Here is a 17,900-nt window from a genome sequence, read left to right on the forward strand (position 1 = left end):
CTTTAACCGGTTCGTCTAAAGGTTATAGCGATGGCTTATAACCGCCACTTATCGATCAATATCAAAACTTTTTGATATTGGCCTTGCGGGGATCTACACCCGTCACTAGACTGCTGGCCTTATGAACCTACCCGTGCCCTCCCTGCGTCCTGACGACGGCGATGAACTGGCTGCCTTGTGCAAGGCCGCTGGCGATCCGTTGCGCTTGAACGTATTGCGCGCACTGGCCAACGATTCTTTCGGGGTACTGGAGCTGGCGCAGATCTTCGCCATCGGCCAGTCCGGCATGAGCCACCATTTGAAGGTGCTGGCCCAGGCCGACCTGGTGGCCACCCGTCGCGAAGGCAATGCGATTTTCTACCGACGTGCCCTGCCCCATACCGAACTGCTTGGCGGCAAGTTGCACGCCGCCCTGCTCGACGAAGTGGACAACTTGTGCCTGCCCGGTGATGTGCAGTCGCGCATCGGCCAGGTGCACGGGCAACGCGCCGCCGCCAGCCAGGATTTTTTCTCACGGGTGGCCGACAAGTTTCGCGCCCAACAGGACCTGATCGCCGGCTTGGCCCAGTACCGCGAAAGCGTACTGGCGCTGTTGGACAAGCTGAGCTTCAGTGAAGAAGCCACGGCCTTGGAAGTCGGCCCTGGCGACGGCGGTTTCCTGCCCGAACTGGCGCGCCGCTTCGAGCAGGTCACCGCGCTGGATAACAGCCCGGCGATGCTTGAACTGGCGCGCCAACTCTGTGAGCGCGAAGCCCTGGGCAATGTGCGCCTGCAGTTGGCCGACGCCCTGAGTGACACCGGCCTGCGGGCCGATTGCGTGGTGCTGAACATGGTCTTGCACCATTTCGCCGCACCGGCGGAAGCCCTCAAGCAAATGGCCGGGTTGCTGCACCCCGGCGGTAGCCTGCTGGTTACGGATTTATGCAGCCACAACCAGAATTGGGCCAAGGAGGCCTGCGGTGATCTCTGGCTGGGTTTTGAACAGGACGATCTGGCCCGTTGGGCCACCGCTGCGGGACTCGTTCCCGGGGAAAGCCTCTATGTAGGTTTACGTAATGGTTTCCAGATTCAGGTCCGCCATTTTCAGCGACCGGCTGGCGACACTCACCATCGGTAAATATCAGGAAAACATCGAGATGAGCGAATACTCCCTTTTCACCTCCGAGTCCGTGTCTGAAGGGCATCCGGACAAAATCGCCGACCAGATTTCTGACGCGGTGCTGGACGCTATCATCGCTGAAGACAAGTTCGCCCGTGTGGCGTGCGAGACGCTGGTGAAAACGGGCGTGGCGATCATCGCCGGCGAAGTCACCACCACTGCCTGGGTTGACCTGGAGCAGATCGTGCGTGACGTGATCACCGACATTGGCTACAACAGCTCCGACGTTGGCTTTGACGGCGCGACCTGTGGCGTGATGAACATCATCGGCAAGCAATCCCCGGACATCAACCAGGGTGTTGACCGCGCCAAGCCAGAAGACCAGGGCGCGGGCGATCAGGGCCTGATGTTCGGCTACGCCAGCAACGAAACCGACGTGCTGATGCCCGCGCCGATCACCTTCTCGCACCAGCTTGTGCAACGGCAAGCCGAGGCGCGCAAATCCGGCGTGCTGCCTTGGCTGCGCCCGGACGCCAAGTCCCAGGTGACCTGCCGCTACGAAGGCGGCAAAGTGGTGGGCATCGACGCCGTGGTACTGTCGACCCAGCATAACCCGGACGTGTCCTACGCCGACCTGCGTGAAGGCGTAATGGAGCTGATCGTCAAGCACGTGCTGCCTGCCGAACTGCTGACCAAGGACACCCAGTTCCACATCAACCCGACCGGCCAGTTCATCATCGGTGGCCCGGTGGGCGACTGCGGCCTGACTGGCCGCAAGATCATCGTCGACAGCTACGGCGGCATGGCTCGTCACGGCGGCGGTGCGTTCTCCGGTAAGGACCCTTCAAAGGTGGACCGCTCTGCCGCTTACGCCGGTCGTTATGTAGCCAAGAACATCGTCGCTGCCGGCCTGGCCGAGCGCTGCGAAATTCAGGTTTCCTACGCCATTGGCGTGGCCCAGCCTACGTCGATCTCGCTGAACACCTTCGGCACCGGCAAGATCAGCGATGACAAGATCGTCAAGCTGGTACGTGAGATCTTCGACCTGCGCCCTTACGCGATCACCACCATGCTCGACCTGCTGCACCCGATGTATCAGGAAACCGCAGCCTACGGCCACTTCGGCCGTACCCCTGCGCAGAAGACTGTGGGCGATGACACCTTCAGCACCTTCACCTGGGAAAAAACCGACCGCGCCAACGACCTGCGTACCGCCGCCGGCCTGTAATCGTTCGCGGTAAATAAAGCCCCGCCAGGCCTGCCTGGCGGGGCTTTTTGTTGTCTGCACGGCCACTTCGGGCTTTTTTGGATCCAAGGCTTGCAGGCCAAATGATGGCCCACTAGAATCCGCGCCCTCTCGGGCCCTTCACCTTACTTGGATATTGCACTGCGCCCGCCCGGGATGGATAAGCGCGCAGGCAATCGAACATTGAGGTTTTCATGCGCATTTGCACACTCGCCCCTGCCGCCCTTCTGCTCAGCCTGTTCACCCTGCCAGCCCAGGCCGCTGACCTGAACGCGCTGAGCGGCGCCCTGAGTGCCCAGCTCGGTGGCGGCAATGCCGGCGACTGCCAGCAGCAACCCAAAGACCTGCAAGCCAAGATCGACGCGGCCAATGCCAAGAACGATCTGTTGAAAGTGCGGGCCTACGAGGCTGCGCTGGAGCAGGTCAACAAAGCTTGCAACAAACTCGCCGACAGCCAGGCAAAAGTCGACGCCAAGCAGCAAAAGCAGCAGGCCAAGGCTGAAAACAACGACGCTGTGAAGGCCTTGGGCGGCCTGTTCAAGTAAACAGAAATACCCGGTAAAAAGCCCCGCTCGGTCGGGGCTTTTTTGTGGGCGCGTGGATCACTTAGGCTGGGCACCCTTTTCGAGCAAGGATGCTCATGATGCGCGTATTACTGGCTGTTCTCCTAAGCACCCTGCCGCCCTGGGCCTGGGCCGAAGCCTGCCCCGATGACGTTCACTCACAGTTGGAAACCTTGTCCAGGCAAATCCAGCAGTGGGACGACAGCTACCATCGACAGGGCCAATCGCTGATCAGCGACGAGCTCTACGACCAGGCCCGCACACGCCTGGCGCATTGGCAGGAATGCGCCCGCCAGCAGACACCCAAGGCTGATAACCCACTGGCCAGGGCGCGCGGCACCTTACGTCACCCGGTCGCGCACACGGGTTTGCAGAAGCTGCCGAGCGAGCCGGCCGTCAGTGACTGGCTCAGCACTCGACCGGATGTCTGGGTCCAACCCAAGGTCGATGGCGTCGCGGTGACATTGGTGTATCGCCAGGGCCGCTTGCACCAGCTCATATCTCGAGGCGACGGCCTGCTGGGTCACGACTGGTCAGCCTCCGCCGCCAAGATCCCCGGCATTGTCCAACAGTTGCCCGACGCCGTTGATGTGGTGCTGCAAGGCGAACTCTATTGGCGCCTCAACCACCATGTGCAATCGCTCAAGGGCGGGCTCAATGCGCGCAGCAAAGTGGCCGGCCTGATGAACCGTCGCCAGTTGAACGATGCCGAAGCTGCCGGGATCGGCCTGTTCGTCTGGGCGTGGCCCGACGGCCCGGCGGACTTCACCGAACGCCTGGCCACCCTGGCGCGCTGGGGGTTCACCGACAGTCAACAGTACAGCCAGCCCGTCGGCACCATCAGCGAAGCTGCGCATTGGCGTACCCATTGGTACAACGCGCCATTGCCCTTCGCCAGCGATGGCGTGGTGCTGCACCAGGCTGCGCGGGCACCCGCCGAGCGCTGGCAAGCCAGTGCGCCTTACTGGGCGGTTGCCTGGAAGTACCCGGCCATCAAGGCACTGGCGCTGGTGCGCAACGTTCAGTTCAGGGTGGGGCGCACTGGGCGCATTACTCCAATCCTCGAACTGGAGCCCGTACGGCTGGATGATCGGCAGATCAGCCGGGTTAGCGCCAGCTCGCTCAAGCGCTGGCAAGCCCTGGATATCCGCCCAGGCGATCATGTGTCGATCAGCCTGGCGGGCCAGGTGATACCGCGACTGGACGAGGTGATCCTGCGCAACAAGACACGCGTGGACATGCAGGTACCCGACCCTCAAGACTTCCACGCCTTGAGCTGCTGGCAACTGGACCCCGGCTGCGAAGATCAACTGCTCGCCCGCCTCACCTGGTTGAGCGGCAAACACGGCCTGGCCTTGCCCCATATGGGCCGTGAAACCTGGAACGTATTGATCCAGGCGGGTCTAATCGCAGGCTTTCTCGATTGGTTAACCCTGGATGCGGCCGAGCTTGCTACCATTGAGGGGTTAGGCGAGCGTACCCGTGCGCGGGTGCTCGACAGTATTCAAAGCGCCCGGCAACGCCCTTTTTTACAATGGCTCTGCGCCTTGGGCATACCGCCAGCGGCGCGCAACAACCTGGAAGGCAACTGGCAGACGCTGGTCGCCAAAGACACCCAAGCCTGGCTGGCCTCAGATGGCATCGGCCCGGGACGCGCAGCGCAACTCAGCGCTTTTTTTCGTGACCCGCAGGTACAAGCCATGGCTGAAACATTACGCGCAGCCGGGGTAGATGGGTTTTGAACACCACCCGGCCACCTGATTGCGAACTTGGAGCTTTATATGAAATTTCTCGCCCCCTTTGCCTTGCTGACCGTCGCAGGCTTCATGAGCACGCCACTGTTGGCCGCCGAAGACGCGCAACCGCTCACAGGCTGCGCCGCCAAACGCCAGGCCATCAGCATCCAGATCGAACAGGCCAAGGCCCACGGCAACATCAACCAACAGGCCGGCCTGGAAAAAGCCCTGGCCGAAGTCACCGCCCACTGCACCGATGCCAGCTTGAAGAAAGAACGTGAAAACAAGGTGCTCGACGCCAAGCATGAAGTCAGCCGCCGTCAGGCCGACCTCGACAAGGCCATGAAAAAGGGTGATCCGGACAAGATCAACAAGCGTAAGGAGAAGCTGGCCGAATCGCGCAAAGAGCTGCAAGACGCGGTGGAAGAACTCGACCAGTAAAACCGATCAATGATCACGGAACTGTTTATGGCAGGCGCTGCAGGCATCTTCAACTTTTTGCACCGCAGGTTGAAGGTTGCTGGCTTTATAAGGCTGCACCTGGCTGGCGATCACCAATTCACCGGTGGCCGCCTCAAGGTCGCGAGCCAGTTGCTGGAACTGCGCCTGTTTTTGCCACACATCATCTTTGGCACTGGTGTGGTCTTCTTCGCGCACGCTCGGGAAATGTTTCCACGGCTCGTGGGACAACGCATCCAGTTTGACCGCACCCTCGGCGAACTTGGCGCCATCGAATGGGATACGCCCGCGGAGCATGCCGCCCAAGTCTTCACCGGTCTTGAGCATCTGCTTGAAGATCGCCTTGCGCTGGCCCAAGGGAGAATTGGGGTCAACACCGCCACAGGCAGACACCGCCAGGCAGGCCAGCAATACAACAGTCAATTTTTTTAACATCATCATGGCTTCAAGGTCACGGGAAACGGCGGCCAGTATCCTCGCACCGCCTACAAAGACCAATAGCCCTATTAATAATAAGGGTTGCCCGGATGCAGTGAAGCACGGGCAATCGTTTCAGGAACTACCTACATGAATGTCACCTTCAAACCCTGGGGCCGGCGCCTGGCGTGGGCTCTGCCGATGTTCGCGCTACTGGCCGGCTGCGATGGCGGTAAAGACCCCGGCAAACAAGTTGCCCAGGAGCCAACCAAACCTCACGCCGTTGCCACCTATGTGAGCGCACCGTGGGAAGCCCTGCCGAGCGTTTCCGACAGTGACTTGCTCGCCGGGTTTGAATCCTGGCGCAGCGCCTGCCAGCGCCTCAAGGCCGACCCGATCTGGGGCGCGACCTGCGCGGCCGCGGCCAGCGTACCGGGCGATGCCGTGGCGGTTCGCGGCTTTCTAAAGGAACACCTGGATGTCTTCGGCCTGCGCTCGGCCAACAACACGCCAAACGGCTTGATCACGGGTTATTACGAGCCGGTCTACCCCGGCAGCCTGACCAAGACCGCCACCGCCCACGTGCCGGTATACGGCGTGCCGGATGATCTGATCATCGTCAACCTCGAGAGCATCTACCCGGAACTCAAGGGCAAGCGCCTGCGCGGTCGCCTGGAAGGCCGCGTGCTCAAACCGTATGACGATGCCAGCACTCTCAACAGCCAAGGTTCCACCGCCAAGCCGATCGCCTGGCTGACCGACCCGATGGACCTGCAATTCCTGCAGATCCAGGGCTCGGGGCGTATTCAACTGGCCGGCGGGCGCCAACTGCGTGTGGGTTACGGCGACCAGAACGGCTACCCGTACCGCCCTATCGGCCGTTGGCTGGTGGAACAAGGCGAGCTGAAAAAAGAAGACGTGACCATGGGCGCCATCAGCGCCTGGGCCAAGGCCCACCCGCAGCGCATTCCAGAACTGCTGGCGAGCAACCCCAGCTACGTATTCTTCAGCGCCCGCCCCGACAGCAACGAAGGCCCGCGTGGTTCGCTGAACGTGCCATTGACCGCCGGCTACAGTGTGGCGGTGGATCGCAAGGTGATTCCGCTGGGCAGCCTGTTGTGGTTGTCGACCACCAAACCAGACGGCACGCCACTGGCACGCCCGGTCGCAGCCCAGGATACCGGCGGCGCAATCACCGGCGAAGTGCGCGCAGATTTGTTCTGGGGCACAGGCAATGCCGCAGGCGAGTTGGCGGGGAATATGAAACAGCAAGGGCAGATCTGGATGCTGTGGCCCAAAGGTGCGGCATTGCCCCAGGTGCCGGATGCGCCTGCCGGCACCTGACGACCGTTGGGTTTTTTGTAGGAGCGAGCTTGCTCGCGAAAAACTCACAGGCGCCGCGCTTACTCAGCAAGCACGCGTTATCGTTGACGTTCTTCGCGAGCAAGCTCGCTCCTACAGTCGGGTTTGCCGCCCCCTCTTACATCGAGACGAAGAAGAAACTCGCAATCAACGCCATACCCACGGCCCATACCAGCGAACGCAAGATCGCCCAGTCCGCCAGGTAGCAGATGATGTACAGCAGGCGGCTGGTGATAAACAGCACTGCCAGCACGTTGATCGTCACCAGGTCGGCGTTGCCGGCCAGGTGCGCAACGATCACTGCGGCGGCAAACGCAGGGGTCACTTCGAAACTGTTGAGTTGCGCGCTATGCGCACGCTTGGCGACGCCTTCCAGGCTATCGAGGAAGGCACGCGGGTCGTGGTTATCCCGTGGCCCGAACTTGCCTGTACTGAACTTGGCCACACCGGTGCAAATGTACGGCAGAAAAATTGCGATCAACACACACCATAAAGCGACTGTCATCACCGATTCCTTTTAGTTTTATCCGACGGTTAGAGTTTCATCACCAACATGCCAATCAACACCAACCCACAGGCTATGAGCCGTGGACGGCCAAAAGGTTCTTTCAAGTAACGCATGCCGAACAGCACCACCAGGATCACACTGACTTCCCGCAGCGCAGCAGCTTCGGCAATCGAGCCCAACTGCATGGCCCAAAGTACCAAAGCGTAGCTCAACAATACGCACAGCCCCACGCTCAAGCCCAACCGCCACTGGGTGCGCCAGAACAGGTTGAAGGCTGCCCGCTTGCGCACCAGGGCCAGCAACGGAAACGGCCACGCGCTGACCAGCGTCAGCCACACCAGGTAATCCAGCGGGTGCGCCCAGCGACGCAGCGCCTGCCCATCCAGAAAGGTGTAGCAGCCGATGCACAGGCCGATCAACAACACCACCGGCAGCATCGACCAGGGCAACCGGTCACCGCCGCCGCCCTGCCACAACAGGCACACCATGCCGAACGGGATCAGCAGGATCCCCAGAATCTGCTGGGTGCTCAGCACTTCGCCAGCAAACACCAGGGTCAGCACCAGCACCACCAGCGGCGACAAACCGCGCATCAACGGATACACCAGGCCCAGGTCCCCCACCCGATAGGCCTGGATCAATAAATAGCGATAGAGCAATTCAAACAGCGCCGAGGCCGCGATCCACGGCCAGATGTCCAACGGCGGCAAGGACACGAACCCCACCGCCACTACCACGAACAGCAGCGCCACGCTGTCCATGCAGGCGATAACCAAAAGGCGCTCGCCACTGAACTTGATCAAGGTGTTCCACGTCGCATGCAACAGCGCCGCTACCAGCACCAGGGCTGTCGCTACCACCCGAACCTCCTTAATTGATACGTCATGTAACAGCACCTGTTTATACTAAACCCCGACTCAACGCACCTCGTGCGCCTATATTCCCCCCCCTCCAAGGACCCCGGATGCTTGAACTTGTCGCCGCCTTCATCTGCCTCACCACCCTGCTCACTTATGTGAACTTCCGCTTTATCGGCCTGCCGCCCACCATCGGCGTGATGGTCACCGCACTGCTGTTCTCGCTGATCCTGCAAGGCCTGAGCGTGCTCGGCTACCCGGGCCTGGAAGAACGTATCCAGCAGTTGATCGGCCAGATCGACTTCGGCGATTTGCTGATGAACTGGATGCTGTCGTTCCTGCTGTTCGCCGGCGCCTTGCACGTCAACTTGAACGACTTGCGCAGCTACCGCTGGCCCATCGGCCTGCTGGCAACCTTTGGCGTGTTGATCGCCACCGTGGTGATCGGCAGCCTGGCGTACTACATCTTCGCCCTGTTTGGCTGGCACGTGAGCTTCCTTTACTGCCTGCTGTTCGGCGCGCTGATTTCCCCCACCGACCCCATTGCGGTGCTCGGCGTGCTACGGACCGCCAATGCTTCCAAACCGCTGAAAACCACCATCGTCGGCGAGTCGCTGTTCAATGACGGCACCGCCGTGGTGGTGTTTACCGTGCTGCTGGGCATCGCGCAGTTGGGTGAAACGCCCACCGTGGGCGCCACGGCCATGCTGTTTGCCCACGAAGCCATTGGCGGTGTGCTGTTTGGCGGGCTGATCGGCTATCTCGTGTACCTGATGATCAAGAGCATCGAACAGCACCAGATCGAAGTCATGCTGACCCTCGCCCTGGTGATCGGCGGCTCGGCCATGGCTTCGGAACTGCATGTATCCGCGCCGATTGCGATGGTGGTCGCGGGGCTGATCATCGGCAACCTGGGGCGCAAGCTGGCGATGAACGACATGACGCGTCGCTACCTGGATGGTTTCTGGGAACTGCTCGATGACATGCTCAACGCCTTGCTGTTTGCACTGATCGGCATGGAGCTGCTGCTATTGCCATTCAACTGGCTGCACGTGTTCGCGGCGAGTTTGCTGGCCGTGGCGATCCTGCTCTCGCGCCTGCTGACCGTGGCGCCGGCGATCCTGTTGCTGCGCCGCTGGCGCTCGGTGCCACGCGGCACAATCCGCATCCTCACCTGGGGTGGCCTGCGCGGCGGCGTCTCGGTGGCACTGGCCCTGGCCCTGCCCTTGGGCCCGGAGCGTGACTTGTTGCTGAGCATCACCTATATCGTGGTGCTGTCCTCGATCCTGTTGCAGGGGTTGAGCATCGGCAAGCTGGTCAAGCACGTGACCCGGGGCGAACCCCAGGCCACGCCTGAGCATCACTGACCCTTGTTGATCTGCTGCGGATGCCTCGGATCCGCAGCCTTTTTACCTGGCAGGCTGCTTTCGCTGCGAACCTGCGCATGGCTGATCAGCGCAAAGATGAAACTACCACCGATGATGTTGCCGGCCAGGGTCGGCCCGGCGAAGACCAGCCAGAAATCCTTCCACGGCAACTCGCCGGCAAACACCAGGTAGGACACTTCCGCTGAACCGACGACGATATGGGTGAAGTCGCCCAGCGCCATGAAGTAAGTGATCAGGATGATAATCCACAGCTTGGCGCTCTCCATCGACGGGATCATCCAGACCATGGTGGCGATCATCCAACCGGAGACGATGCCCTTGGCGAACATCTGCGCGGGGTCGTTCTCCATGACCTTGCGCCCGATCTCGAGGAAGGCCAGGTCGGTCTTGGTATCGAAGATCGGCAGGTGCAGCATCACGTAGGCCACCAGCAAAGTACCGCACAGGTTGCCCACCAGCACCACCGTCCACAGCCGTAACAAGCGCGCGGCATTGGCCAGGGTCGGCTTGCTCATCACCGGCAGCACGGCAGTCAGGGTGTTTTCGGTAAACAATTGCTGACGGGCAAGAATCACCGCGAGAAAGCCTGCGCAATAGCCAAAGCTGGCGATCACCTTGAATTCCTCACCGTCCGGCAGCCGCGAATTGAGCAGGCCCATGCCCATCAGCGACAGGCCCATGGTCAGGCCGGCAGCCAGCGCCGACCACCACAGCGCGGCCACATTGCGCTCCAGCTCCTGATCGCCTTGGGTACGGATAATTTCGTGTAATACAGCCGCGCGAGGCGGCTGGTTGTCATCAACGTCCTGCTGCTCTTCCTGCGACAGGTTGGGGGTCTTGCCGTCTGCTTGAGTGGCCATGATGTACCAGAGTCCAAGGGGTGCCTGTAGCTACGACACGCCGCGACGATGGCTGTTCAGTGGCACCGCAACTAAACCGGAATACGCCAGGCCTTGGCCTGCTCCACAGTGGTAGAGCTCAAGGATGTACTCCAGGGTTTATTACGCGCCCGGTAGTGTTTGACGATGCCATCAAGCACACGGTTAAACTCCGCTGGCGTCGTCGCCTCGCCCAAATCACGCACCGCGCGTTGCAATAACTCTACGTTGGCAGCCGGCTGGCCAGGGCGGTATAGCGAGGGATAAATGACTTCGCGGATAAAATTCTCTGCCTTTACCCCAATATCGCGTCTTTGCATTTCGCCAACGGCGCTCGTTAACACCTTGGACATGCCTGAGCCATTGCCCGACGCCAGTTTGGCGCCCACCTGCAGCAGTTGCTGAAAATTGCGCTGGCCTGGCGCATTCAGGCGCTTGCCCAGCCATTCGATATCCTCGGGCCTACGAGCGAGGGCGTCTAGATTGCGCAGTGCCGAGGCTATTTTTGGCGTAATCACCAGCGACGTGCTGGATTGATTCGCCTCGGCAATCGCAGTGTCCAACGCCTGTAACGCCTGCTGTGCGTCCTTGCGAAAACGCAACGCCTCGGCGCCGGCCGGGTCCTTTTGCAGATCATCCTGCACGCTGGCGAGCACTTGATCATCCATCGCCATCACGGCGTCGTTCAACGAGGGGAATTCATGACGCTCACGCTCCAGCTCACGTTTTTGCAGATGCCCTGACACCGCCTGGCGGGCCTGGGACTGCAAATGCTGTTTCTGCTCAGGGGTCATGGTGAAGTTGACGGTGCCATTGAGCAGGCCGCGAAAGTCGCCTTTGCCCGAGCTCAGTGGCAGCGTTACCGTTTGCTCCGAAAACTCTTTGAGCCGGTCATCCTGATAGCTTTCAGCCGCGGTGTGTGGCGTGCCGGTGATCGTGTCGACCAGAGAGCTGAAAAAACCTCCGCTTTTTGGGGGGGCTGATGGTTTGTCAGACTCGAACTTGACGATCAGGGCTTCGTCCTTGCCCAGGGGGCTTTCCGGGAAAGAACGCTCAATAATGCCTGGCGCCGGGGTATTGAGGAGCAAACCACCGTCCTGAAACGCCGTGACCTCTGAAGCAGCCTGAAACCCGTGGCCCTGTTCGGAAGGGCTCTTGAACAACCCAGGCAGCGCCCCCGAAATAAGCGCGGCGCGGGCGATATCCATATCCGGTGTGAGGCTGGCATTGAATGTCACCAACTGCGGGCGACCATCGAACATGCCCGTGCCGGTGATGTTCAGTTGCTTGATCGCCGGAATATGCCGGCTCAAAATTTCCAAGTCGCGAAACGTCGGCCCTGCGCCAGCGCTTAGCCGGTCGGCAATTTCCGTGACCTCGGGCGGTCGGTTTGCCGCTGGCATGCCCGCGATATGGGCGAGAATAGACTTACGTGATTCATTACGAATCAAGTCTTCCAGCGGCTGCCCCTCGGTTTGCAGGCGCGGCAGCAACGTCAGCAGCAGTTGAGAGATATTACCCGCCGGCCCTGGCACTTTCCCGACGTATTTGCCGATCTGGGAACTGGCCTCCTGCAACCACGCAGTGACCGGGTCTTTGCTATTGAGCAAGCTGGGCAGGTCAAGGTTATTCGACAGTTGCGTAAAGGCCTTGGCATCCATGCCGCTGGCGAGCAGCGCTGCGGAAATCGCGCCGGCAGAAGAGCCGGAAACCACTTTGACGCCTTTGAGTTTGTCGGCCTCTTCAAGCGCCTGCACCATGCCTGGAAAGGCGATGCCCTTGGCGCCACCGCCACTGAGCACCAAGTGAGCAGGCGGCGGCGGTGACAGCACCACCTCCACACGTCCATCGCTGTGACGATAAATACTCAGGTTGCGCTCGCCCACACCTTTGACCGGAGGCGTCTTTACATCCTGGTCGGTGGTTCGAGGCAGAGGGCGCTGGTTTTCTACAACAGAACTGGAGACTTTCATACACGAGGCTCTCTCTACAGGGTGTAGGCCTGAGTGATGAGAGAGCCTCGGATAGATCCATGTGGAATGATTTGGTAACGCAAATCACGCCGTGCAGTTGTTACTCGGGAAGACTGTCGTCCTTGAACTGGTCCTTCACGTACTTGATCTCGGTGCGACCGTGGGGCGCCGGCAAACCGTCTTCGCCCAGGTTGACGAAGACCATTTTTTCCACGGTCAGGATGCTTTTGCGCGTGATCTTGTTGCGCACTTCACAGGTCAGGGTGATGGAGGTGCGGCCGAACTCGGTGGCGGTGATGCCCAGTTCGATAATGTCGCCTTGGCGCGAGGCGCTGACAAAATTGATTTCCGAGATGTACTTGGTGACCACGCGCTGGTTGCCAAGCTGGACAATCGCGTAGATGGCCGCTTCTTCGTCGATCCAGCGCAGCAAGCTGCCGCCGAACAGGGTGCCGTTGGGGTTGAGGTCTTCGGGTTTTACCCATTTGCGGGTGTGGAAGTTCATGATCACTCCAAAGCGTCTTGCCAAATGATGGGCAACATCATGGCAGAGCCAGGGCCCAAGCTCTATGAGCCATTAGCTATCAGGCCCATGAGCGATCTTCATGCCGCCGGATAGAAAGGCTTGGGAAGTGCCGCTGACACGGCTATAATCGCCTCCGCTTCAAAACGGTCATCTTCGATTGATACCGTTCTCCCGCCACCTGTCCGAGGGGCGCTGCAGCAGGTTCAACCTGTCAGGCTCGGATGGGGCGTTGTCCGGCCTGGTTGCCCTGGCCTGATACTAAACGCACAACGGCGCCCATTCGCACCCTACGAATGGAGGCTCTCTATGAGCGCTGTAATGACGCCTGCTGATTTCAATGACTACAAAGTCGCCGATATGTCCCTGGCTGCCTGGGGCCGTCGCGAAACCTTTATCGCCGAATCCGAAATGCCAGCCCTGATGGGCCTGCGTCGCAAGTACGCCGCTGAGCAGCCGCTCAAGGGCGCCAAGATTCTCGGCTGCATCCACATGACCATCCAGACTGCCGTGCTGATCGAAACCCTGGTTGCATTGGGTGCCGAAGTGCGTTGGTCGTCCTGCAACATCTTCTCGACTCAAGACCAGGCCGCTGCCGCTATCGCTGCCGCCGGTATCCCGGTATTTGCCTGGAAAGGCGAGACCGAAGAAGAGTACGAGTGGTGCCTGGAGCAAACCATCCTCAAAGATGGCGCGCCTTGGGATGCCAACATGATCCTTGACGACGGCGGCGACCTCACCGAGTTGCTGCACAAGAAGTACCCGCAGATCCTCGACCGCGTCCACGGCGTGACCGAAGAGACCACCACCGGCGTACACCGCCTGCTGGACATGCTGGCCAAGGGCGAGCTGAAAATCCCGGCCATCAACGTCAACGACTCGGTGACCAAGAGCAAGAACGACAACAAGTACGGCTGCCGTCACAGCCTGAACGATGCGATCAAGCGCGGCACCGACCACCTGCTGTCGGGCAAGCAAGCCCTGGTGATCGGCTACGGTGACGTGGGCAAGGGTTCGTCCCAGTCCCTGCGTCAGGAAGGCATGATCGTCAAGGTCTCCGAAGTTGACCCGATCTGCGCCATGCAAGCCTGCATGGATGGTTTCGAAGTGGTTTCGCCGTTCATCAACGGCCAGAACGACGGCACCTCCGCCTGCATCGACGCAGCCCTGCTGGGCAAGATCGACCTGATCGTCACCACCACCGGTAACGTGAATGTGTGCGATGCGAACATGCTCAAGGCCCTGAAGAAGCGCGCCGTTGTCTGCAACATCGGTCACTTCGACAATGAAATCGACACAGCTTTCATGCGCAAGAACTGGGCATGGGAAGAAGTGAAGCCGCAGGTACACAAGGTTCACCGTACCGGCGCTGGTGATTTCGACCCACAGAACGATGACTACCTGATCCTGCTGGCCGAAGGCCGCCTGGTGAATCTGGGCAACGCCACTGGTCACCCAAGCCGCATCATGGATGGCTCGTTCGCCAACCAGGTGCTGGCGCAGATCTTCCTGTTCGAACAGAAGTACGCCGACCTGTCGCCAGCCCAGAAAGCCGAGCGCCTGACCGTGGAAGTACTGCCCAAGAAACTCGACGAAGAAGTGGCCCTGGAAATGGTCCGCGGCTTCGGCGGCGTGGTGACTCAACTGACCAAGACCCAGGCCGACTACATCGGCGTGACGGTTGAAGGTCCGTTCAAGCCGCACGCTTACCGCTACTGATCGACCTTGCTGGCGCCGGCTCTTCTGTGGGAGCCGGGCTTGCCCGCGATGCAGACGCCTCGGTGTTCCAGTAACACCGAGCTGATGCTATCGCAGGCAAGCCAGCTCCCACAGAAAGCCAGGCACCCGCATCGATTGCGTATGCCTTCCAGGCTTTCGAGTTTCCAAGGGTATGACCATGTCCCAAGACCGTCGCTACAGCTTCGAGTTCTTCCCGACCAAGACCGATGCTGGGCATGAAAAACTGATGACCACTGCCAAGCAGTTGGCCAGCTTCAGCCCTGACTTCTTCTCCTGCACCTACGGCGCTGGCGGTTCGACCCGTGATCGCACGATCAACACCGTGTTGCAGCTGGAAAGTGAAGTCAAAGTTCCCGCCGCTCCGCACTTGTCGTGCGTGGGCGACAGCAAGGCCGACCTGCGTAGCCTGCTGACCCAATACAAAGCCGCCGGCATCAAGCGCATCGTTGCGCTGCGTGGCGACCTGCCATCGGGTATGGGCATGGCCAGCGGTGAGCTGCGCTACGCCAACGACCTGGTGAGTTTCATCCGCGAAGAAAGTGGTGATCACTTTCATATCGAAGTGGCCGCTTACCCGGAGATGCACCCCCAGGCGCGTAATTTCGAAGATGATTTGCAGAATTTCGTGCGCAAGGCCAATGCCGGCGCCGACAGCGCAATCACCCAGTATTTCTTCAACGCCGACAGCTACTTCTACTTCGTCGAGCGTGTACGGGCGATGGGCGTGAACATTCCCATCGTGCCGGGCATCATGCCCATCACCAACTACAGCAAGCTGGCGCGCTTCTCCGACGCCTGCGGCGCCGAGATCCCTCGCTGGGTGCGCAAGCAACTGGAAGCCTATGGCGATGACGTCAAAAGCATCCAGGCGTTCGGCGAGCAGGTCATCACCGAGATGTGTGAGCAATTGTTGCAAGGTGGTGCACCAGGGTTGCATTTCTATACCCTGAACCAGGCTGAACCCAGCCTTGCCATCTGGAACAACCTCAAGCTGCCACGTTAACGCTTGCCCAGTTGTGCCAAGGCCCTCGTTCTGACGAGGGCCTTTGTCGTTTTACGTTACCCACGGAACCCCGCAGTCCATGAATACAGTGCCCCCGACGTCCCGCCCGCAACTGGTCTACCTGGTCTTCGGCGCCGACACCTACCATCAGGAAGCGGTATTCAGCATCGCCAGCGCACTGGCGTTCCTGCAGGACACGCCGGACGCGAACATCGACATTCAGGTATTCAGCGACAACCCCGAGCCTTATCGCTTGCTGCCGGTGCGCGTCCGACCGTTGGACGAGGCCACCCGCAAACGCTGGAGCGAGCCCCACGGCTATCACTTTCGCACCAAACACGTAGTGCTGCGCCAGGTGCTGCAAGAATCCCCGGTGGCACTGCTCATCGACACTGACACCTTCTTCCATCATTCGCCCATGGCCCTGTTAGAACGCGTACAGCCCGGCACCCTGCTGTGCAACGCCTTCTACACCAAATACGGCGACAACCACGAAAGCATCCTGTACACCGCCCTACGCCAGCGCCTGCTGGACATGGGCGTGGCTGACGATGACATGATGACCCTCAACTCCGGCGTCATGGGCCTGACCCAACAGGATGCGCACATCCTCGACCGCTCCATCGAGTTGATGGATGAACTGTTTCCCCATGCCCAGGGCGCGTACACCCTTGAAGAGTTCTGCCTGTCCATCGCCGCCTACCGCACCGTCAAGGTGCGCGAGTGCCCGGACCTGATCCACCATTACTGGAGCCGCAAACAGCTGTTCCGGGCCAAGGTCAAGGCGTGGATCGCCAAGCACGCCAGCGCGCCCACCAGCGCACAAGCCCTGGCCGATACGCGCCAGGTCTCCTCGCACCTGCCGCGCCCGCCGCGTTTTCAGCGCTTGATGTACAAGCTGATCACCCTGCTGCTGCCCAAGCACCAGCAACAGTTCATCCGCGAAATCCTCTACGGCTGCTACGAACACGAAAACGAGTTCGACCAGGCCTGCGGCCCGGTCTGGTGGGACAAGGCCCGACAAAACCAGGAAGAACGCCAGAAGCGCCCGCTTGATGCCCACCAGCTGGAACACTGGTTCGCCAACCCCGTGGTGCGTTTGATTCTGGGTGAGCGCCGCGCCGCGATCCACGAACACCTGCTGAACGCTCCCGCGAAGTAAGACCGCCCGCCAATGCGCGTGCCAGAGCTTCTCTTTCTGTGGACAGCGTCGTAACCTCAGGGTATGCCCGTCTTCTTCAAGCTGTTCACCGCTGTGTTGTTTTCTTGCCTGAGCCTGGCCGCTCATGGCGAGAAACTGCGCATTGTCACCGAACCCTGGGCACCCTATGTCTACGAAGACAACGGCGTCATGGCCGGCCTGGATTATGAAACCACGGTGATCGTGTTCCAGCGCCTGGGGGTGGAGGTGCAATGGCAGTTCCTGCCTTGGAAGCGCTGCCTGGCGATGCTCGAGCAGGGCCACGCCGACGGCGCGCTGGATATTTTCCACAGCCAGGAGCGCGACGCCTTGCTGCTCTATCCCAGTGAGCCGTTGTCGGAAGTCGAATTTGTCTTGTTCTATGCCAACGACCGCCCCCACCCCGCCGCCACCCTCGACGACCTGCGTGGCCTGACGGTCGGTGTTTCCCCCGGCTACCTCTATGGCGACGCGTTCAGTGGGTCCAACACCTTCCAGCGTGAACCTGCACCCAGCCATGAAGCCAATTTTGGCAAACTCATGCTGGGGCGCGTCGATATGGTGGTGACTGACCGGCGCGTGGGGCACTACGTGATCAAGGCGCTGGGCCTGGAAGGTAAGGTCAGCCAGGCGTCGGTGGTGGTCAGTCGCCAGCAGCAATTTCTTGCGGTACGCCGTGGCGCAGGCATGGACCTGCTGGTGCAACGCTTTGCCGCCGAGCTCAAGCGCTTCAAGCAAGAGCCGGCCTATGCCACCTTGAGTGCTAAATATGGCCGGATGCAGGAGCAAACGGCACCCATACCACCTCCCGAACACGCCGTTGAGCAGCAGGAAAGCAGCGCGCAGTGATTGCTCTGTTATACTGCGGCCTTTCCGCCAGGCTTACGCCCGGCCGCTCGGGTCTTGAAAACGGCACCCAACCCAGCTACTGCGCAGCTTTGCGGCCCGCGCGAGCCGGTGGAGTGCCC

At 60.5% G+C, this 17,900-nt stretch carries 17 protein-coding genes and 1 riboswitch; of the genes, 11 read left to right on the forward strand and 6 right to left on the reverse strand.

From position 1 onward, the window contains the following. Positions 1 to 121 precede the first annotated feature (121 nt). The 5 genes from QK296_RS10610 to QK296_RS10630 all read left to right on the forward strand — a co-directional run bounded on the left by QK296_RS10610 (position 122) and on the right by QK296_RS10630 (position 5,085). A complete protein-coding gene (locus QK296_RS10610; protein ID WP_003194962.1) occupies positions 122 to 1,117 on the forward strand; it encodes a metalloregulator ArsR/SmtB family transcription factor in 996 nt (331 codons plus the stop codon). A gap of 19 nt (positions 1,118 to 1,136) precedes the next feature. Continuing rightward, positions 1,137 to 2,327 carry a methionine adenosyltransferase gene (gene metK, locus QK296_RS10615; RefSeq protein WP_003194964.1) on the forward strand — a complete coding sequence of 397 codons (1,191 nt, stop codon included), beginning with the start codon at positions 1,137 to 1,139 and terminating at the stop codon, positions 2,325 to 2,327. A 212-nt stretch (positions 2,328 to 2,539) separates the two neighbouring features. Further along, positions 2,540 to 2,890, forward strand: a complete 351-nt coding sequence (locus QK296_RS10620) for a DUF1090 family protein (protein WP_034133965.1) — start codon at positions 2,540 to 2,542, stop codon at positions 2,888 to 2,890. Positions 2,891 to 2,985: 95 nt separating this feature from the next. Beyond that, on the forward strand, positions 2,986 to 4,650 hold the full coding sequence (gene ligB / locus QK296_RS10625) for an NAD-dependent DNA ligase LigB (protein WP_282390896.1): 1,665 nt from the start codon (positions 2,986 to 2,988) through the stop codon (positions 4,648 to 4,650). Positions 4,651 to 4,689: 39 nt separating this feature from the next. Continuing rightward, positions 4,690 to 5,085, forward strand: coding sequence for a DUF1090 domain-containing protein (locus QK296_RS10630; RefSeq protein ID WP_003194970.1), 396 nt, complete (start codon positions 4,690 to 4,692; stop codon positions 5,083 to 5,085). 6 nt (positions 5,086 to 5,091) lie between these two features. Here QK296_RS10630 and QK296_RS10635 read toward each other — a convergent pair whose 3' ends face one another. Next, positions 5,092 to 5,541 carry a cytochrome c gene (locus tag QK296_RS10635; protein ID WP_003194972.1) on the reverse strand — a complete coding sequence of 150 codons (450 nt, stop codon included), beginning with the start codon at positions 5,539 to 5,541 and terminating at the stop codon, positions 5,092 to 5,094. Positions 5,542 to 5,670: 129 nt separating this feature from the next. On the opposite strand from QK296_RS10635, the gene QK296_RS10640 reads away from it, so the two are divergent. Then, entirely contained in the window at positions 5,671 to 6,864 is a 1,194-nt protein-coding gene (locus tag QK296_RS10640) for an MltA domain-containing protein (protein WP_003194974.1), read from the forward strand. A gap of 136 nt (positions 6,865 to 7,000) precedes the next feature. On the opposite strand, the gene QK296_RS10645 is transcribed toward QK296_RS10640, so the two are convergent. Beyond that, a complete protein-coding gene (locus QK296_RS10645) occupies positions 7,001 to 7,387 on the reverse strand; it encodes an MAPEG family protein (RefSeq protein ID WP_003194977.1) in 387 nt (128 codons plus the stop codon). Between the two features lie 29 nt (positions 7,388 to 7,416). Continuing rightward, a complete protein-coding gene (locus QK296_RS10650; protein WP_003194980.1) occupies positions 7,417 to 8,250 on the reverse strand; it encodes an EamA family transporter in 834 nt (277 codons plus the stop codon). 104 nt (positions 8,251 to 8,354) lie between these two features. Here QK296_RS10650 and QK296_RS10655 point away from each other — a divergent pair, with 104 nt between their 5' ends. Continuing rightward, positions 8,355 to 9,614, forward strand: a complete 1,260-nt coding sequence (locus QK296_RS10655; protein ID WP_034133967.1) for a sodium:proton antiporter — start codon at positions 8,355 to 8,357, stop codon at positions 9,612 to 9,614. Here the strand turns inward: QK296_RS10655 and QK296_RS10660 are convergent. The 3 genes from QK296_RS10660 to QK296_RS10670 all read right to left on the reverse strand — a co-directional run bounded on the left by QK296_RS10660 (position 9,608) and on the right by QK296_RS10670 (position 12,991). Continuing rightward, complete coding sequence (locus tag QK296_RS10660) at positions 9,608 to 10,495, reverse strand: formate/nitrite transporter family protein (RefSeq protein ID WP_003194983.1); 888 nt, start codon at positions 10,493 to 10,495, stop codon at positions 9,608 to 9,610. The two genes, QK296_RS10655 and QK296_RS10660, sit on opposite strands and share 7 nt — an antisense overlap. A 71-nt stretch (positions 10,496 to 10,566) precedes the next feature. Next, the gene (locus QK296_RS10665; protein ID WP_034133968.1) at positions 10,567 to 12,486 is read right to left on the reverse strand and encodes a patatin-like phospholipase family protein; all 1,920 of its coding nucleotides are present in this window, start codon (positions 12,484 to 12,486) and stop codon (positions 10,567 to 10,569) included. Between the two features lie 100 nt (positions 12,487 to 12,586). Continuing rightward, on the reverse strand, positions 12,587 to 12,991 hold the full coding sequence (locus QK296_RS10670; protein WP_003194988.1) for a hotdog domain-containing protein: 405 nt from the start codon (positions 12,989 to 12,991) through the stop codon (positions 12,587 to 12,589). 199 nt (positions 12,992 to 13,190) lie between these two features. After that, positions 13,191 to 13,297, forward strand: a riboswitch (S-adenosyl-L-homocysteine riboswitch). A gap of 21 nt (positions 13,298 to 13,318) precedes the next feature. Here QK296_RS10670 and ahcY point away from each other — a divergent pair. The 4 genes from ahcY (at position 13,319) to QK296_RS10690 (ending at position 17,781) form a co-directional block, all read left to right on the forward strand. Next, positions 13,319 to 14,728, forward strand: a complete 1,410-nt coding sequence (gene ahcY, locus QK296_RS10675; RefSeq protein ID WP_003194990.1) for an adenosylhomocysteinase — start codon at positions 13,319 to 13,321, stop codon at positions 14,726 to 14,728. A 178-nt stretch (positions 14,729 to 14,906) separates the two neighbouring features. Continuing rightward, positions 14,907 to 15,752 (forward strand): methylenetetrahydrofolate reductase [NAD(P)H], encoded by an 846-nt coding sequence (gene metF / locus QK296_RS10680; protein ID WP_003194992.1) that lies wholly within the window; start codon positions 14,907 to 14,909, stop codon positions 15,750 to 15,752. A gap of 79 nt (positions 15,753 to 15,831) precedes the next feature. Continuing rightward, a complete protein-coding gene (locus QK296_RS10685) occupies positions 15,832 to 16,914 on the forward strand; it encodes a hypothetical protein (protein WP_282390897.1) in 1,083 nt (360 codons plus the stop codon). A 63-nt stretch (positions 16,915 to 16,977) separates the two neighbouring features. Further along, the gene (locus tag QK296_RS10690; protein WP_094773905.1) at positions 16,978 to 17,781 is read left to right on the forward strand and encodes a transporter substrate-binding domain-containing protein; all 804 of its coding nucleotides are present in this window, start codon (positions 16,978 to 16,980) and stop codon (positions 17,779 to 17,781) included. Positions 17,782 to 17,900 lie beyond the last annotated feature (119 nt).

It is taken from the genome of Pseudomonas sp. AL10 (assembly GCF_029960685.1).
Taxonomy (GTDB): Bacteria; Pseudomonadota; Gammaproteobacteria; order Pseudomonadales; family Pseudomonadaceae; genus Aquipseudomonas; species Aquipseudomonas lactis.

Excerpts from the sequence above, each read along its gene's own strand:
- QK296_RS10610 (WP_003194962.1), top strand. The coding sequence starts at position 122 with ATGAACCTACCCGTGCCCTCCCTGCGTCCTGACGACGGCGATGAACTG.
- metK (WP_003194964.1), top strand. The coding sequence starts at position 1,137 with ATGAGCGAATACTCCCTTTTCACCTCCGAGTCCGTGTCTGAAGGGCAT.
- QK296_RS10620 (WP_034133965.1), top strand. The coding sequence starts at position 2,540 with ATGCGCATTTGCACACTCGCCCCTGCCGCCCTTCTGCTCAGCCTGTTC.
- ligB (WP_282390896.1), top strand. The coding sequence starts at position 2,986 with ATGATGCGCGTATTACTGGCTGTTCTCCTAAGCACCCTGCCGCCCTGG.
- QK296_RS10630 (WP_003194970.1), top strand. The coding sequence starts at position 4,690 with ATGAAATTTCTCGCCCCCTTTGCCTTGCTGACCGTCGCAGGCTTCATG.
- QK296_RS10635 (WP_003194972.1), bottom strand. The coding sequence starts at position 5,541 with ATGATGTTAAAAAAATTGACTGTTGTATTGCTGGCCTGCCTGGCGGTG.
- QK296_RS10640 (WP_003194974.1), top strand. The coding sequence starts at position 5,671 with ATGAATGTCACCTTCAAACCCTGGGGCCGGCGCCTGGCGTGGGCTCTG.
- QK296_RS10645 (WP_003194977.1), bottom strand. The coding sequence starts at position 7,387 with ATGACAGTCGCTTTATGGTGTGTGTTGATCGCAATTTTTCTGCCGTAC.
- QK296_RS10655 (WP_034133967.1), top strand. The coding sequence starts at position 8,355 with ATGCTTGAACTTGTCGCCGCCTTCATCTGCCTCACCACCCTGCTCACT.
- QK296_RS10660 (WP_003194983.1), bottom strand. The coding sequence starts at position 10,495 with ATGGCCACTCAAGCAGACGGCAAGACCCCCAACCTGTCGCAGGAAGAG.
- QK296_RS10665 (WP_034133968.1), bottom strand. The coding sequence starts at position 12,486 with ATGAAAGTCTCCAGTTCTGTTGTAGAAAACCAGCGCCCTCTGCCTCGA.
- QK296_RS10670 (WP_003194988.1), bottom strand. The coding sequence starts at position 12,991 with ATGAACTTCCACACCCGCAAATGGGTAAAACCCGAAGACCTCAACCCC.
- ahcY (WP_003194990.1), top strand. The coding sequence starts at position 13,319 with ATGAGCGCTGTAATGACGCCTGCTGATTTCAATGACTACAAAGTCGCC.
- metF (WP_003194992.1), top strand. The coding sequence starts at position 14,907 with ATGTCCCAAGACCGTCGCTACAGCTTCGAGTTCTTCCCGACCAAGACC.
- QK296_RS10685 (WP_282390897.1), top strand. The coding sequence starts at position 15,832 with ATGAATACAGTGCCCCCGACGTCCCGCCCGCAACTGGTCTACCTGGTC.
- QK296_RS10690 (WP_094773905.1), top strand. The coding sequence starts at position 16,978 with ATGCCCGTCTTCTTCAAGCTGTTCACCGCTGTGTTGTTTTCTTGCCTG.